General features: G+C 74.6%; 15 protein-coding genes. 13 read left to right on the plus strand and 2 right to left on the minus strand.

The window, feature by feature from the left end:
* The first annotated feature begins 41 nt into the window (after window positions 1-41).
* Genes Q0858_RS14115 through Q0858_RS14150 form a run of 8 tightly spaced genes read left to right on the plus strand, consistent with a single transcriptional unit; the run spans window position 42 to window position 7,683 of the window.
* Window positions 42-1,283, plus strand: a complete 1,242-nt coding sequence (locus tag Q0858_RS14115; protein ID WP_299055533.1) for an NRAMP family divalent metal transporter — start codon at window positions 42-44, stop codon at window positions 1,281-1,283.
* Window positions 1,283-2,068 carry a 5-oxoprolinase subunit PxpA gene (locus Q0858_RS14120; RefSeq protein WP_299055537.1) on the plus strand — a complete coding sequence of 262 codons (786 nt, stop codon included), beginning with the start codon at window positions 1,283-1,285 and terminating at the stop codon, window positions 2,066-2,068. The genes Q0858_RS14115 and Q0858_RS14120 overlap by 1 nt, the downstream gene beginning before the upstream one ends.
* Window positions 2,065-2,703, plus strand: a complete 639-nt coding sequence (locus Q0858_RS14125) for an allophanate hydrolase subunit 1 (RefSeq protein WP_299055539.1) — start codon at window positions 2,065-2,067, stop codon at window positions 2,701-2,703. The genes Q0858_RS14120 and Q0858_RS14125 overlap by 4 nt, the downstream gene beginning before the upstream one ends.
* A complete protein-coding gene (locus Q0858_RS14130; RefSeq protein ID WP_299055542.1) occupies window positions 2,700-3,593 on the plus strand; it encodes a biotin-dependent carboxyltransferase family protein in 894 nt (297 codons plus the stop codon). The genes Q0858_RS14125 and Q0858_RS14130 overlap by 4 nt, the downstream gene beginning before the upstream one ends.
* Before the next feature lie 8 nt (window positions 3,594-3,601).
* Window positions 3,602-4,399 (plus strand): putative hydro-lyase, encoded by a 798-nt coding sequence (locus tag Q0858_RS14135; RefSeq protein WP_299055545.1) that lies wholly within the window; start codon window positions 3,602-3,604, stop codon window positions 4,397-4,399.
* 42 nt (window positions 4,400-4,441) lie between these two features.
* Window positions 4,442-5,137 carry a hypothetical protein gene (locus Q0858_RS14140; protein WP_299055546.1) on the plus strand — a complete coding sequence of 232 codons (696 nt, stop codon included), beginning with the start codon at window positions 4,442-4,444 and terminating at the stop codon, window positions 5,135-5,137.
* 42 nt (window positions 5,138-5,179) lie between these two features.
* Window positions 5,180-6,385, plus strand: a complete 1,206-nt coding sequence (locus Q0858_RS14145; RefSeq protein WP_299055549.1) for an MFS transporter — start codon at window positions 5,180-5,182, stop codon at window positions 6,383-6,385.
* Window positions 6,382-7,683 (plus strand): D-arabinono-1,4-lactone oxidase, encoded by a 1,302-nt coding sequence (locus Q0858_RS14150; RefSeq protein ID WP_299055553.1) that lies wholly within the window; start codon window positions 6,382-6,384, stop codon window positions 7,681-7,683. Before Q0858_RS14145 ends, Q0858_RS14150 begins: the two co-directional genes overlap by 4 nt.
* A gap of 4 nt (window positions 7,684-7,687) precedes the next feature.
* On the opposite strand, the gene Q0858_RS14155 is transcribed toward Q0858_RS14150, so the two are convergent.
* Window positions 7,688-8,326, minus strand: coding sequence for a trimeric intracellular cation channel family protein (locus Q0858_RS14155; protein ID WP_299055556.1), 639 nt, complete (start codon window positions 8,324-8,326; stop codon window positions 7,688-7,690).
* 124 nt (window positions 8,327-8,450) lie between these two features.
* Here Q0858_RS14155 and sepH point away from each other — a divergent pair, with 124 nt between their 5' ends.
* From sepH to Q0858_RS14180, 5 genes are all read left to right on the plus strand, one after another.
* On the plus strand, window positions 8,451-9,476 hold the full coding sequence (gene sepH / locus Q0858_RS14160) for a septation protein SepH (protein ID WP_299055558.1): 1,026 nt from the start codon (window positions 8,451-8,453) through the stop codon (window positions 9,474-9,476).
* A gap of 38 nt (window positions 9,477-9,514) precedes the next feature.
* A complete protein-coding gene (locus tag Q0858_RS14165; RefSeq protein WP_299055561.1) occupies window positions 9,515-11,518 on the plus strand; it encodes an SDR family oxidoreductase in 2,004 nt (667 codons plus the stop codon).
* 184 nt (window positions 11,519-11,702) lie between these two features.
* Entirely contained in the window at window positions 11,703-13,409 is a 1,707-nt protein-coding gene (locus tag Q0858_RS14170) for a dihydroxyacetone kinase family protein (protein ID WP_299055564.1), read from the plus strand.
* 7 nt (window positions 13,410-13,416) lie between these two features.
* Entirely contained in the window at window positions 13,417-13,818 is a 402-nt protein-coding gene (locus tag Q0858_RS14175; protein ID WP_299055566.1) for an NUDIX domain-containing protein, read from the plus strand.
* Window positions 13,819-13,990: 172 nt separating this feature from the next.
* A complete protein-coding gene (locus Q0858_RS14180) occupies window positions 13,991-15,301 on the plus strand; it encodes an HNH endonuclease signature motif containing protein (protein WP_299055568.1) in 1,311 nt (436 codons plus the stop codon).
* Window positions 15,302-15,323: 22 nt separating this feature from the next.
* On the opposite strand, the gene Q0858_RS14185 is transcribed toward Q0858_RS14180, so the two are convergent.
* On the minus strand, window positions 15,324-15,668 hold the full coding sequence (locus Q0858_RS14185; RefSeq protein ID WP_299055570.1) for a hypothetical protein: 345 nt from the start codon (window positions 15,666-15,668) through the stop codon (window positions 15,324-15,326).
* Between the last annotated feature and the right edge of the window lie 7 nt (window positions 15,669-15,675).

Below are 15,675 nucleotides of genomic sequence, written 5' to 3' on the forward strand. Positions count from 1 at the left end.
ATCCTTGACGAGTTGTTGAACAATCTCTACGTTCGTGACCCATGACACATCACGAGCCCACCGCCGCGCCGGAGGCGTCCCCGGAGTCGAAGGCCCTCAAGGTCGCCGGCCGGAAGGGGTTCGTCGGGGCCATGTTCCTCATGGCCACCTCGGCCATCGGCCCCGGCTTCCTGACCCAGACGACGACCTTCACCATCCAGCTGGGCGCCGCCTTCGCGTTCGCGATCCTCGCCTCGGTGCTGGTCGACATCGCGATCCAGCTGAACATCTGGCGCATCATCGGCGTCTCGGGACGGCGCGCCCAGGACCTCGCCAACACCGCCGTGCCCGGCTCCGGCTACGTCCTGTCCGGCCTCGACGTGTTCGGCGGCCTGATCTTCAACATCGGCAACATCGCCGGCTGCACCCTCGGCCTCGCCGCCCTGTTCGGGCTCGACGTGCGCATCGGGGCCGTGGTCTCCGCGGCGTTCGCGATCGTGGTGTTCCTGGTGAAGCGGGCCGGCGTCGCGATGGACCGGATCGTCGTCGTCCTCGGCGTGGTCATGCTCGCGCTCACCTCGTACGTCGCGCTCACGACCTCGCCGCCCGTCGGTGACGCGCTGCTGCAGACGGTCGCGCCGGAGACGATCAGCTGGCTCGCCGTCGCCACCCTGATCGGCGGCACCGTCGGCGGCTACATCGTGTACGCCGGCGCGCACCGCATGGTCGACAACGGCGTCCGGGGCGTCGAGCAGGTCGGCGAGATCACCCGCGCCTCGGTCCTCGGCATCGCCATCACGGCGCTGATGCGGATCGTGCTGTTCCTCGCGGTGCTCGGCGTCGTGTCCACCGGCGCGCAGCTCGACGAGGCCAACCCCGTCGCCTCGGCCTTCACCGCCGCGCTCGGCGACGTCGGCCGGATCTTCTTCGGCGCCGTCATCTGGATCGCGGCCATCACCTCGGTGATCGGGGCGTCGTACACCTCGACGTCGTTCCTCAAGGTCATGGGCCAGTGGGTGACCGACTACGAGCGCTGGGTCGTGGTCGGCTTCATCGTCGCCTCGACCGCCATCTTCGTCGCGCTGGGCACGCAGCCCGTGACCCTGCTGGTCTTCGCCGGCGCGTTCAACGCCTTCATCCTCCCCGTCGGCCTCGGCCTCCTGCTGTGGGTCGCCTGGCGGCGCAGCGAGGTGATGCACGGCTACGTCTACCCCCGCTGGCTCCTGGTGATCGGCGCGCTGGCGTGGCTCGCGACCTTCGGCGTCGGCGTCCCGGCCGTGATGGCGCTGCTCGAGGGCATCTGATGGCGGCTCCCTCGACCCGCGTCGTCGACCTCAACAGCGACCTCGGCGAGAGCTTCGGCACCTGGCGGCTCGGCGACGACGAGACCATGCTCGGGATCGTCACCAGCGCCAACGTCGCCTGCGGCTTCCACGCCGGCGACCCCACGACGATCCGGCGCTCCTGTGCCACGTCGGTCGCGAACGGCGTCGTCATCGGCGCCCAGGTCGGCTACCGCGACCTGCCGGGCTTCGGCCGCCGGTTCATCGACGTCGCCCACGAGGACCTCGTCGCCGACGTCCTCTACCAGCTCGGCGCCCTCGACGGCCTGGCCCGCGCGGCCGGCGACCGGGTCCGCTACGTCAAGCCGCACGGCGCCCTCTACAACGCGATCGTCACCCACACCGCCCAGGCGGCGGCGGTCGTCGAGGCGGTCACGGTGTACGCCGGCGCGACGGGCGAGGCCCTGCCCGTGCTGGGGCTGCCCGGCTCGGAGTGGCTGCGGCTGGCTGGCGAGAGCGGGCTCGTCACCCACCGCGAGGCGTTCGCCGACCGGGCGTACACCGCCGAGGGGACGCTGGTGTCCCGCCGCGAGCCCGGCGCCGTGCTGTCCGACGCCGACGAGGTCGCCGACCGCGTGCTGCGGCTGGTCACCGAGGGCGTCGTGACCGCCGTCGACGGCAGCGACGTCGCCGTCGAGGCCGACTCGGTCTGCGTCCACGGGGACTCCCCCGGCGCCGTCCGCATGGCCCGCGCCGTGCGGGAGCGACTGACCGGCGCGGGCGTCGGGCTCCGGGCCCTCGCGTGAGGTGGCGTCCCTGCGGCGACGCCGCCGCGCTGGCCGAGGTCGACGACCTCGACACCGTCCTGCGGCTGCACGCGGCCGTGGCCGCCGCCCGGGAGGCCGGCGCCCTGCCGGGCGTCGTCGACGTCGTCCCCGCCGCCCGGACGCTGCTGGTGCGCTGCGCCTCCTCCTCCTCGCTCGAGCAGACGGTCGAGTCGGTCGCGCGCCTGTCGCTGCCCGACGCCGTGCCCACCGCGAGCGAGGAGGTGACGATCGAGGTCGCCTACGACGGGGAGGACCTCACCGACGTCGCCGGGCACCTCGACTGCGACGTGACCGAGGTCGTCCGCCGCCACACGGCGACCACCTGGCGGGTGGCGTTCACCGGGTTCGCGCCCGGCTTCGGCTACCTCGTGCCGGTGCTGGTCGACGGCGACGCGCACCCGCTCGAGGTGCCGCGACGGCCCGAGTCGCGCACGCGGGTGCCGGTCGGCGCCGTCGGCCTCGCCGGGGAGTTCTCCGGGGTCTATCCGCGGGTCTCCCCCGGCGGCTGGCAGCTCATCGGATCGACCACCACCCCGACCTGGGACGTCGACCGCGACCCCCCGGCCCTGCTCACGCCGGGCGCCCGTGTCCGGTTCCGCGAGGTCGGGCGGTGAGCGCGCTGGAGGTGGTGGCCACCGGCGCCCTGACGACCCCGCAGGACCTCGGCCGCCCCGGCCTGGCCGGTCTCGGGGTCGCCGAGTCCGGCGCCCTCGACCCCGGCGCCCTGCGGCTGGCGAACCGGCTGGTCGGCAACGCGGAGGACGTCACCGGGCTGGAGGTCACCCTCGGCGGCCTCGCCCTGCGGGCCCGCGGGGAGGTGCTGCTCGCCGTCACCGGCGCGCCCGTGGACGTCACCGTGGCCACGTCGGCGGGCCGTCGTACGCACGGGGTCGGGGCCGCTGTCTCCGTCCCCGACGGCGCGGAGGTGAGGCTCGGCTCCCCCGGGGCGGGCCTGCGCAGCTGGGTCGCCGTCCGCGGTGGGGTGGACGTCGACCGGCCGCTCGGCTCGGCGAGCACCGACGTGCTGGCCGGGCTCGGCGCCCCGCTGGCGCCCGGGGACGTGCTCGAGGTCGGGCCGCCGCCCGACGACGCCCCACCCGCGCTCGACCAGGCCCCGCTGGCCACGCCCACCGACGGGACCGTCGTGCTGCGGGTCGTCCTCGGCCCCCGGGACGACTGGTTCACCGACGACGCCCTGGCGGCGCTGCGCCGGCCGTGGACCGTCGACGCCCGCAGCAACCGTGTCGGGCTGCGGCTCGACGGGCCGGCGCTCGAGCGGTCCCCGGCGTACGCCGACGCGGAGCTGCCGAGCGAGGGCACCGTCGCCGGCGCGGTGCAGGTCGCCGCGAACGGACTCCCCGTGCTCTTCCTCGCCGACCACCCGGTCACCGGCGGCTACCCCGTCGTCGCCTGCGTGGTGACCGAGGACCTGCCGCTGGCCGCCCAGGCCGTCCCGGGCCAGGAGGTCCGGTTCCGCACCGTGAAGGGACCCCGCCTGCCATGAGTACCGCCATGACCGCCCTGCCTCCGACCGACCCCCGCGCGCTCACTCCGGCCCAGGGACGTGCCCTGTTCCGCGACGGCCTGCGGACGCCCACGTCGGGGTGGTGCGACGGGTGGACGCAGGCGAACCTCGTCGCAGTGCCGGCCGCGTGGGCCTACGACCTGCTGCTCTACGCCCAGCGCAACCCCAAGCCGTGCCCGGTGCTGGACGTCAGCGACGAGGGGGCGACGTCGCTGTCGATCCTCACCGGCGACGTCCGCACCGACCTGCCCGCCTACCGCGTGCACGTCGACGGCGAGCTCGTCGCGGAGGTGGACGACGCGACGCCGTACTGGCGCGACGACCTGGTCACCTTCCTGATCGGCTGCTCCTTCACGTTCGAGGACGCCCTGGCCCGCGCCGGGGTGCCCGTCCGGCACGTCGAGCTGGGCCGCAACGTGCCGATGTACCGCACGAACGTCGAGACCCGTCCCGCCGGGACGCTCCACGGCCCGCTCGTGGTGTCGATGCGGCCGGTGCCCGCCTCGCAGGTGGCGGACGCGGTACGGGTGACGTCGCGCTACCCCGCCGTCCACGGCGCCCCCGTGCACGTCGGCGACCCCGCGGCGATCGGCATCGCCGACCTCGACGCCCCCGACTACGGCGAGGCCGTCGACGTCCGCCCCGGCGAGGTCCCGGTGTTCTGGGCCTGCGGCGTCACCCCGCAGGCCGCCATCACCGCCTCGCGCCCGGCGTACGCCATCACCCACGCACCGGGCCACATGGCGATCACCGACGCGCGCGACTCGGACTACCTGGTGCCCTGAGCGCCCGGTTTGGCCCCGGACGCCGCGGGGCAGCCTCGGGCCGTGACCACCCCGACCCGTCCCCTCCTCGGCGCGCTGCTCGCCTCCTGCCTGCTCGTCGGCTGCGGGAGCGACCCCGGCCCAGGCTCCGGCTCTGGCTCGGGCTCCGGCTCGGGCTCCGGCTCCGGGGACGACGGGGTGGGGACGTCCGAGCTGACGGAACCCACGACGCCGGAGGCGCTGGCCGCGGCGGTGCTGACCCACGTCGACGTCGACCCGCTCTCGATCGAGGCCGGCGAGCTGGACGACAGGGCCCCGGACGACGCCGTGTCCATCACCCTGCGGCTCCCCGTGGACCCCGACGACGACCAGGGGACCCTGCTGCAGGTGGCCACGACCTCGGCCGACACCGGCGACGTCGCGTGCGGGCACGACGAGAACGAGGACGGGTGCACCGACGACGACCTCGGTGACGGTGGCCGTCAGCTCGTGAGCTGGCAGGCCGAGGAGCCGGAGGAGGACCCCGGCATCGTCCAGGTCCTCACCGAGCGGGCCGACCCGGAGTCCGACGTCCTCCTCTACCTCGCCGGGCCGACGATCCCCGAGGACCTCGACGACGACACCGACCTCGCGCTGTTCACCCTGGCCGGGCTGAAGGACATCGGTGTCGACCCCGCCGTCGGGCCGATGACCACGCCCGAGCTCCTCGCCGCGGGCGAGGAGCTCCCCGAGGAGTGGTGGGTCGAGCCGGGGTCCTGAGCCGACCGCGGTCCGGGCGGAACCACCTCCTAGGCTCGGTTCGTGCTGGAGACGTACCGCCGGGTGCTCGTGGTGCCCGGGGCGGCGGCGTTCAGCGCCACCGGGCTGGTGGCGCGCCTGCCGATCTCGATGGTCAGCCTGGGGCTGGTGCTGCTGGTGTCCGCCCGCACCGGCTCGTACGGCGCCGCGGGGTCGGTCGCCGCGGCGTACGTGCTGGCCCAGGCCGTCGCGACGATCGTCCACGGGCGGCTCTCCGACACCTACGGGCAGGCGCGCGCTCTGCCGCCCGCGATCCTGCTCTTCGGCGTCGGCCTGACCGCGACGGTGTGGTCCGTCGAGGCAGGCCTCCCCCTGTGGACGACGACCCTGCTGGCCGTCGTCGCCGGCTGCGGGCTGCCGCAGGTCGGGGCGTGCGTGCGGGCCCGCTGGTCGCACGTCCTGGACGACGGCGCCCGGGTGCAGACGGCGTTCGCGCTGGAGGCCGTGGCCGACGAGGTGGTGTTCATCCTCGGCCCCGTGATCGTCACCCTCCTCGCCACCACCCTCGACCCCGCCGCGGGCCTGGCGGTCGCGGTGGCCAGCGGCGTCCTCGGCACCCTCGGGCTCGCCGCCCAGCGCGGCACCCAGCCGCCACCCACCCCACGGGGTCGCCGCGCGCCGGTGGGCACCGTGGCCGCCGCCATGCCGTGGGGTGCCGTGGTGCCGCTGACCGTGGTCTGCCTCAGCCTGGGCGGGCTGTTCGGGTCGGTCGAGGTCATCACCGTCGCGTACGCCGAGGAGGCCGGCGTCCCCGCCGCCGCCGGCCCGCTGCTGGCCGCGTTCGCCGCCGGGAGCCTGCTCGCCGGGGTCGTCGTCGGCGCGGTGACGTGGCGCCGCGGGCCCGAGCACCGGCTCCGCTGGGGCATGGGCGTGCTGACCGCCGCGATGGTCCCCCTGGCCTTCGTGGGACCGGTGTGGCTGATGGCGGTCGTCCTGCTCGCCGGGGGCTTCGCCATCTCCCCCACCCTGATCTCCGCGATGTCGCTCGCCGAGGCGGTCGTCCCCTCGTCCCGGCTCACCGAGGGCATCGCGATCCTCTCGACCGGCATCTCCGCCGGGCTCGCCCCCGGCGCGGCGCTGGGCGGCCTGGCCATCGACGCGTACGGCGCCTCCGCCGCCTTCGGCGTCTGCGCGGCGTCCGGTGTGATCGGGATCGTCGCCGCCGCCGTCGTGCGGGCGCCCGCGAAGGCCTCTACGGTGACCGCGTGAACCGCTGGCAGAACTGGTCGCGGCTCGAGACCGCCGTCCCGCGCGTCGTCGAGCACCCCCGCACCCCCGCCGCGGTCGTGGCCCTCGTGGAGCGCGCCCGCGACGAGCACCGGGCGGTGAAGATGGTCGGCAGCGGTCACAGCTTCACCGCGGTCGCCGCGCCCGAGCACACCCTGGTGCGCCCCGACCGGCTCACCGGGATCCTCGACGTCGACCGCGACGCCGGGACGGTCGAGGTCCTCGCCGGCACGACCCTGCACCACCTGAACGGCGAGCTCGCCCGCCTCGGCCTGGCGCTGTCCAACGTGGGCGACATCGACGTCCAGACCGTCGCGGGCGCCGTCTCCACCGGCACCCACGGCGCCGCCGGGCGCGTCGCCGGGCTCGCCGCCCAGCTGGTCGGGCTGCGGATGGTCACCGGCACCGGGAAGCACCTCACCCTGTCGACGGAGCTGGACCCGCAGGCGTTCTCCCACGCCCGCCTCGGTCTCGGGGCGCTCGGGATCCTCACGTCAGTCACGTTCGCGGTGGAGCCGGCGTACCGGCTCGCGGCGACCGAGCGCGTCGTCGGCTGGGACGAGCTGGTCGGAGGCCTGGACGACCGCATCGGCGCCCACGACCACGTCGACGCCTACTGGTTCCCGGGCACCGACCGCTGCCTGCTGCGGGTCAACGACCGCGTGGCCGCCGGAGCGCCCGCGCCCAGCCGTTCCCGCGGCCGCGTCGCCCGCTGGGTGGACGACGAGCTGGTCGCGAACGGCGCCCTCGGGGTGGCGACCGCCCTCACCGCGCGGGTCCCCGCGCTCACCGGCCGCGTCAACCGCCTCGTCGGCGCCCTCGCGGGCGGCACGACATACACCGAGCCGTCGCACGAGGTCTTCTCCGGCACGCGCCGGGTCCGCTTCCGCGAGATGGAGTACGCCGTCCCGCTGGCCGCCGCCCCCGACGCGCTGGCGGCCGTGCGCCGGATCGCCGACGCCCACCGCATCGGCTTCCCGGTCGAGGTCCGCACCGCGGTGGCCGAGGACGTGCCGCTGTCGCCAGCGTACGGCCGCGACACCTGCTACGTCGCGGTCCACGTGCACCACAGCGCCGTGCACGAGCCCTACTTCGCGGAGGTCGAGGCCGCCCTGATGGCGCTCGACGGCCGCCCCCACTGGGGCAAGGTCCACCGCCGCCAGGCCGCCGACCTCGCGCCGGCGTACCCGCTGTTCGACGAGTTCCTCGCCCTGCGGGACCGCCTCGACCCCGACCGGCTGTTCACCAACGCCTACCTGCGGCGCGTGCTGGGGCCCTGAGACCTCAGACGCTCGCCGGGCCCCGCGGGCGCGGGGCCTGCCACTGCCGCCAGATCGCGAGCAGCCGCCAGGTGAGGCAGACCAGCGCGCCGACCGGTGCGACCACGATCGCCGCCGCCCCCAGCTCGAGACCGACGACCGCGACGGCGGCACCGCCGAGGGCGGGCGTGGCGTAGAGGGTCGCGTCGGCGAACACCTGGGGCGTCTGGCCGACCAGCACGTCGCGGACCATCCCGCCGCCCACGGCGGTGACCATCCCCATCAGCGCCGCGGGCACCGGGCCGAGGCCGTACTCGGCGGCCTTGAGCGCCCCGGCGACGCAGAACAAGGAGAGCCCGAAGGCGTCGAGGACGCCGATGGGCCGCTCGAACCGCCCCACCGCGGGGTGCGCGACGAAGGTCAGCAGACCCGCGAAGACGGGCACGAGCAGGTAGCGCCAGTCCGTCAGCGCGGCGGGTGGCGTGGCGTCGATGAGGACGTCGCGGACGAAGCCTCCGCCGAGGCCCGTCGTCCCCGCCAGGACGAGGACCCCGAAGACGTCGAGGTCGCGGCGCACGCCGACCAGCGCGCCGGCGAGCGCGAAGACGAAGATCCCCAGCAGGTCGAGCACGACCAGCACCACGGGGTAGTCGGTCCACGACACCCCCGAGACATTAGGGGTCCGGCGTCCCACTCCGGCGCCCCGGGCTGTCGTAGGCTCGGTCGGACGGAGCAACGGGGCGCCGTGCCCACCCGGGTCGGCGCCGGGGAGCAGGGACGAGCGGACCATGACGGGCGACGGTGAGCGGTTGACGCTCGACGGCACCGACGACGGCCTCCTCGTGCTCCTCGACGACGAGGGTCGCCGGTTCCTCCTGCCCGTCGACGACGGGCTCCGCGCTGCCGTGGGCCACCAGTGTCAACGGGACCACGACGATCGCTCGGCCGGAGCCACACCGGCGAGACCCCCTGCAGGGAAGGCCACCATGGACGCGCCCGTACCGCTCCGCCCCCGCGACATCCAGGCCCGCATCCGTGCGGGCGCGACCGCCGAGGAGGTCGCGGAGGCCGCCGGGTCCACCGTCGACAAGGTGCTGGTCTACGCCCGCCCCGTCCTCGCGGAGCGCGCCCACATGGCGCAGCGCGCCCAGCGCTCCTCGGTGCGCCGCTCCGGCGGCGACGCCGGGCACCGCATCCTGGGCGACGCCGTCGCCGCCCGCCTGCGCGGCCTGGACGAGGACCCCACCGCCGTCGAGTGGGACTCCCGCAAGCGCGAGGACGGCCGCTGGGTCCTCACCGCGTCGTACACGACCGCCGACCGCGGCGGCCTCGCGCGCTTCACCTTCGACCCGCCCGGCAACTTCGTCCTGCTGGACGACGACGACGCCCGCTGGCTCGTCGGCGACGACCCCGAGCCGGTCGTCGGACCCGAGTCGGACACCCCGACCGCCCTCACGGACGGCTGGGACGACGACGCCGTGACGAGCGCCCCGCGCCTGGTCGCGGTGGCCGACGACGAGCTGCCCCTGGGCGGGGACGCGCTGCGCCTGGTGGCCGAGCCGACTGGCGAGACGGACGAGTCCTCGCCCGGCGCCGGCGCCCCGGCGGCTGCGGCGTCCGCCACCGAGGAGGCGCTCGAGCAGGTGCGCGCCTCGGAGTCCAGCGACCCCGTGAGCGAGGACGGCGCCGGCACGGCTGCCACGCCGCCCGCCGAGGACGACGGGGACGACCCCCGTCGCAAGCGCGGCCGCAAGCGGGGCCGCGCCTCGGTGCCGAGCTGGGACGAGATCATGTTCGGCGGGCGCAAGGAGTAGTCCTACCCACGGGTAGCCACCACGACTAGCCTCCCGTCATGACGTATCTGGTCACGGGCGCGACGGGCTTCATCGGGCGTCATCTCGTCGAGACGCTGCTGTCCGGACGGACCGGGGACGTGCACGTCCTGACGCGAGCGGCCTCGGTCGAGCGCATGGAGCGGCGGATCGCCCGCTGGGAGTCCTCGCGGGTCAAGATCGTCGTCGGTGACCTCACCCGGCCGGGCCTCGGGGTCGACGAGGCCTGGGTCGCGGAGCACCGCGGCACGATCGACCACCTGGTCCACGTCGCCGCGGTCTACGACATGGCCGCCGACGACGCGGCCAACGACGCGGCCAACGTGGGCGGCACCGCGAACGCCCTCGAGCTCGCCGCCGCCCTCGACGTCGGGTGCTTCCACCACGTCAGCTCCGTCGCGGTCGCCGGCGACCACCGTGGCCGCTTCGACGAGACGATGTTCGACGAGGGGCAGACGCTGACCTCGCCGTACCACCGCACCAAGTTCGAGGCCGAGAAGCTCGTCCGCACCCAGGACGACGTCCCGTGGCGGGTCTACCGTCCCGCGATCGTCCTCGGCCACTCCGAGACCGGCGCGATCGACAAGGTCGACGGTCCGTACTACTTCTTCGGGCTGCTGAAGCGGCTGCGCGACAGCCTGCCGGGCTGGGTGCCGCTCGTCGGGGTGGACCTCGGCGACACGAACGTCGTCCCCGTCGACTACGTCGCCGCCGCGATGGACCACCTCATGCACACGCCCGACCGCGACGGCGAGGCGTTCCACCTCGTCGACCCCGAGCCCGTGCCCGTCGTCGACCTGGTCAACGCGTTCTGCGCGGCGGCCGGGGCGCCGCAGTTCGCCACGCCGGTCGACCGGGGGCTGCTGCGGGCGCTGTCGGTGCCACGGGCGCTGCGGCCCGGCTCGTGGCTGCCGTCGTTCGTGGGATCGCGTCCGGTCCAGGCGGTGCTCGAGCAGACCGTTGGGCGCACCGGCATCCCGGCCGACGTCCTCGCCCACTCGACCTTCCCGTCGGTGTTCGACTCGACCCGTACCCGGGCGGCCCTCGCCGGCTCCGGGATCGAGGTGCCGCCCGTGTCGTCGTACGCCGCCGAGCTGTGGTCCTTCTGGGAGGAGCAGCTCGACCCGGCCGTGCCGCGCGACCGGGCGGCGCGGGCCGAGCTGGACGGGAAGTACGTCGTCATCACCGGCGCCTCCTCGGGCATCGGCAAGGCCACGGCCTGGCGGGTCGCCCGCCTCGGCGGCGTCCCCGTGCTGGTGGCCCGCAGCAAGGACAAGCTCGACGACCTGCGCGCCGACATCATCGAGCGCGGCGGCGACGCGGTGGTCGCGCCCTGCGACCTGTCCGACCTCGAGGCCATCGACCGGCTCTGCGAGCAGCTCGTCGCCGAGCTGCCGTCGGTGGACGTCGTGGTCAACAACGCCGGCCGCTCCATCCGGCGGTCGCTGAAGCTGTCCGAGGACCGCTTCCACGACTTCGAGCGGACGATGCAGCTCAACTACTTCGGCGCGATCCGCCTCGTCATGGGCCTGCTGCCCGCGATGCGACCGCAGCGCTCCGGACACGTCGTCAACATCTCCTCGATCGGCGTGCAGACCCACCCGCCGCGCTTCTCGGCGTACGTCGCCTCCAAGGCCGCGCTCGACGCGTGGAGCACCGTGGTCGCCTCCGAGCTGTTCGGCAACGGGATCACCTTCACCTCCATCCACATGCCGCTGGTGAAGACGCCGATGATCGCGCCGACGAAGCTGTACGACCGCTTCCCCGCCATCTCGCCCGCCCAGGCCGCGGACCTGGTGGTCACCGCGATCGTCCGCAAGCCGCACGAGATCAACACCGCGCTCGGCAACCTCGGCGCGGTCGCGCACACGCTGACGCCGAAGACGGCGTTCCGCGTGCTCTACCAGGCCTACAAGGTCTTCCCCGACTCCGCCGCCGCCAAGGGCGACGTCGAGTCGGGCGACCGCCGTACGGACTCCGAGCGGGCGCTGCTCTCCCAGGTCTTCCGCGGCGTGCACTGGTAGGCCGCCGCGTCCGGGGCCCGGGTTCGGGCTCGGCGACCCGCCGGGACATGTCACGCGGTGTCATGGCCGCTGGACACGGCCCTGGCGGGGCTTCTCGCGCCAGGACACCGCGGTAGATCCACCTGACCGCGGTAGTCGTCGTCGGACCTGTCGGACATCCGGCGCGACGCCTAGGGTCACCAGCATGAAGAAGTTGTTGAACGACGTCGCGGACGTCGTGCCGGAGATGCTCGAGGGTCTCGTCGCCGGTGCGCCCGGCCTGGTCCTGCTCCAGGGCGAGACGGTCGTGCTCCGGCGCGACCACGCCGACCTGGACGGCACGGTCGCGCTGCTGTCCGGCGGCGGGGCGGGCCACGAGCCCGCGCACGGCGGGTACGTCGGCCCCGGCATGCTCACCGGAGCGGTCGTCGGTGACATGTTCACCTCGCCGTCCACCGACGCGGTGCTGGCCGCCGTCCGGGCGATCGCGGCGGGCGAGCAGGCCCGGTCCGCGGGCGTCCTGCTGATCGTGAAGAACTACACCGGCGACCGCCTCAACTTCGGTCTCGCCGCCGAGCTGGCCCGCGCCGAGGGCACCGACGTCGAGATGGTCGTGGTCGGCGACGACGTGTCGCTCTCCGTCGAGGGCGACCACGCGGGCCGCCGCGGCATCGCCGGGACCGTCCTGGTCCACAAGGCCGCCGGTGCCGCCGCCGCGCGCGGGGACGACCTGGCCGCCGTCCGCGCCGTCGCCCAGCGCGTCGCGGACGACGTCCGGTCGATGGGCGTCTCCCTCGGCGCGTGCACGGTGCCCGCCGTCGGGCGGCCCGGCTTCACGCTGGCCGACGACGAGGTCGAGTGGGGCCTCGGCATCCACGGGGAGGCCGGCGTCGAGCGGGGTCCGCTCGTCAGCGCCGACGACACCACCGCCCGCCTCGTCGACGCCGTCGCCGACGACGCCCGGCTCGCCGACGGCCAGCGCGTCGTCCTGCTGGTCAACGACCTCGGCACCACGCCGCCCAGCGAGCTGGACGTCGTCGCCCGTGGCGCGCTGGCCCGCCTGCGCTCGCGGGGCCTGGTCGTCGAGCGGATGTGGGTCGGTCGCTTCCTGACCGCCCTCGACATGCCCGGCGTCTCCGTCTCCGTGCTCGCGGTGGACGACGAGCTGCTCGGGCTCCTGGACGCCCCCACCGAGACCGCCGCCTGGCCCGCGCCGCACCAGGGGCTCGTCGCCGAGCCCGAGGCCGTCGCTCCCCCGGCGCCCGCCAAGGAGCCCACCGGCGAGCGACTCGCGGCCGACAGCGTCGTCCGCCGCGGGCTCGTCGCCGCCTGCGAGTCGCTCAAGGCTGCCGAGCCCGAGCTCACCCGCCTCGACAGCGAGGTCGGGGACGGCGACCTCGGCACCGGCCTCGAGCGCGGGGCGGACGCCGTCCTCGCCGAGATCGACCGGTACGCCGCCGACACCGTCGGCGCGCTCCGCGACACCTCCGCGACCCTGCGGCGGGCGATCGGCGGCACCTCCGGCCCGCTCTACTCGATCCTGCTCATGCGTGCCGCGGCGTCGCTGGAGGAGTCGGGCTCGACCGACCCTGCCGCCTGGGCCGCCGCGCTGGAGGCCGGCGCGGACGGCATCGCCGAGGTCGGCGGCGCGTCCGTCGGCGACCGCACGATGCTCGACGCGCTCGTCCCGCTCGCGACGTCCTTCGCCCAGCACCTCGAGGCCGGCGACGACCCCGCGACCGCCTGGCGCGACGCCGTCGCCGCGGCCGAGCAGGGCACCGCGTCCACCGCGGAGACGGCGGCGAAGGTCGGCCGGTCGTCGTACCTCGGTGACCGGGTGAAGGGCACCCCCGACCCCGGCGCCCGGGCCGTCGTCATCTGGGCGGGCGCGGTGGGCGACGAGTTGGGCTGAGCGCACCGTGGCCGACCGAGTGCCGATCGCCGTCGCCGTCCTCATCCGTGACGGTCAGGTGCTGCTGGCGCACCGCCACCAGCGTCGGCGGTGGTACCCCGACTGCTGGGACCTCGTCGGGGGCCACGTCGAGGCGGGCGAGACACCGGAGGAGGCGGTACGGCGGGAGTGCGGCGAGGAGCTCGGCGTCGAGATCCATGACCCGGCACCCGTCCCGCTCCTGGTCGACGACCCCACGCTCCGGATGCACGCGTTCCTCGTCACCCGGTGGGACGGAGAGGTCGTCAACGCGGCCCCCGCGGAGCACGACGACCTCCGCTGGGTCTCCCCCGATGAGCTGCCTGGGCTGACCCTCGTGCACCCCGGCGTCGCGACCCTCGTGCGCTCCGTGGCTGGACCTCCGGAGTGACGACCACAGCCACCGGTGGTCGAGGTGTGGGGGCCGCTGGGCCCGAGCCTCGGGACCCGGTGAGTCGACCGTCGCTGGGCGATCTGGACCGTTGCCGATCCGTGATCTTCAGGGCTGTGGATGACGCCCGATAGCGCCCGTCGATGTCGGTGGTCGCACGTATGTTCGATCCATGGTCACCGAGGCGGTACGGGAGGCGGGCTGGGAGCAGGGCTCCCACCCGCTGCTCGATGCTGTCGCGACCATGGAGGCCGCCCTGGACGCCGCGTCCGCGGCCCTCGCGTCGGGGACCGATCCGGGCTGGTTGGACGCCACCGACCAGGGGTTGTTGCTGGTCGGTCTGGCGCAGTGCGAGTCCCGCCTCGCCGCGCTCAAGCTCACCACCCTCACCTCGACCGCCGGCGCTGACGGGGTCGCCTCGACCACCGGCGCACGGACCCCGGCGGACTGGCTCGCCCACCGGCTCCACCTGAACGGCCGTCGGGTGGGTAGTGAGGCGCGCCTCGGGGTCCGGGTCGCGCAGCGGCGGGTGCTGGCGACGGCGATGCTCGACGGGCGGGCGTCGCTGGACCACGCCCGCGCGGTCGTCGACTGCCTCGACGCCCTCCCACCGGACCTGGTCGACGAGACCACCATGGCCGCGGCGGAGGAGATGCTGGTCGGCTACTGCACCGAGTTCACCCCCGCCGAGGTCACCCACCTCGGCCGACGCATCCTCGAGACCGTCGCCCCCGAGGTCGCCGACCGCATCGAGGCCGAACGCCTCGCCCGCGCCGAACGCGAGGCCTGGCGCCGCACCAAGCTGTCCGCGAAGCCCATCGGCGAGGGCCTGATCCGGTTCACCGCCGACATCTCCGCGCTGCACGCCTCGATCCTCGACATGCTCCTCGACGCGATCGGCAACCCCGCCCACCCTGACAACCGCGAAGGCTCTGAGCAGCGCAAGGCTGATGACGGGCAGCACCTCACCGGCCCCGAACGCCGCGGGCAGGCGTTCTGCACCCTGCTGGAGACCCTCGACACCACCGACCTGCCCCACCGCCACGGCACCGCCGTGTCGGTCGCCGTCCTCATCGACGAAGAAGCCCTCCGCCAGGACCTCGTCGAGGCGGGGTTCGCGACCACCACCACTGGTGTCGAGATCACCTACGAACAAGCCCGACGCCTGCTCTGCAACGCCCGCGTCTACCCCTACGTGCTGTCCGGGAAGTCGGTCATCCTCGACGCCGGCCGCACCCGACGCCTCATCGAAGGCGCCCTCCGCAGAGCCGCCGAGATCGCCCACCACCACTGCCAAGCCCGAGGCTGCACCGTCCCCGCCGCCTGGTGCGACGGCCACCACCTCGAACAATGGGCGAAAGGCGGCAAGACCCGCCTCGCAGACGTCGCCCTGCTGTGTCCCCACCACCACCGCCGCGTCCACGACCCCCGCTACGAGACACGCTGGGCCGACGGCGAAGCCACCTTCCACCTGCGCACGTAGACCGATCGGCCTCGGTCGGTCGTCAGTCGCGGTCCAGCCAGCGGACGTCGTGGACGTTCGCGACGAGGCCCTCCGCGCGCTGGGCATCGAAGGTCCCCGGCCCGTTCGGCTCGTCGATCTCGCCGACCCAGATGTCGTCGGCGACCTGCTCCATGGTCTCGCCGGAGAAGGCGCGGTCCAGGTACGCCATGTCCCACGACTTCCCGAACGTGTACCTGCCCTTCCCGACCGACCAGACGAGGGTGAAGGACGTGCCGGTGTCCCTGGCGCTGGCGAGAAGCGCGTCGACGAAGGACGACTCCTGCGTCGCGAACAGCCGCTGCAGCTCCGCGAGCAGCCGGTCGCACCTCTCCTCGGGTGTCGTCACGGCGTAC

It is taken from the genome of uncultured Nocardioides sp. (assembly GCF_947489365.1).
GTDB lineage: Bacteria > Actinomycetota > Actinomycetes > Propionibacteriales > Nocardioidaceae > Nocardioides.

Coding starts and splice junctions, on each gene's coding strand:
- Q0858_RS14115 (WP_299055533.1), top strand. CDS start 42: ATGACACATCACGAGCCCACCGCCGCGCCGGAGGCGTCCCCGGAGTCG.
- Q0858_RS14120 (WP_299055537.1), top strand. CDS start 1,283: ATGGCGGCTCCCTCGACCCGCGTCGTCGACCTCAACAGCGACCTCGGC.
- Q0858_RS14135 (WP_299055545.1), top strand. CDS start 3,602: ATGACCGCCCTGCCTCCGACCGACCCCCGCGCGCTCACTCCGGCCCAG.
- sepH (WP_299055558.1), top strand. CDS start 8,451: ATGACGGGCGACGGTGAGCGGTTGACGCTCGACGGCACCGACGACGGC.
- Q0858_RS14165 (WP_299055561.1), top strand. CDS start 9,515: ATGACGTATCTGGTCACGGGCGCGACGGGCTTCATCGGGCGTCATCTC.
- Q0858_RS14170 (WP_299055564.1), top strand. CDS start 11,703: ATGAAGAAGTTGTTGAACGACGTCGCGGACGTCGTGCCGGAGATGCTC.
- Q0858_RS14180 (WP_299055568.1), top strand. CDS start 13,991: ATGGTCACCGAGGCGGTACGGGAGGCGGGCTGGGAGCAGGGCTCCCAC.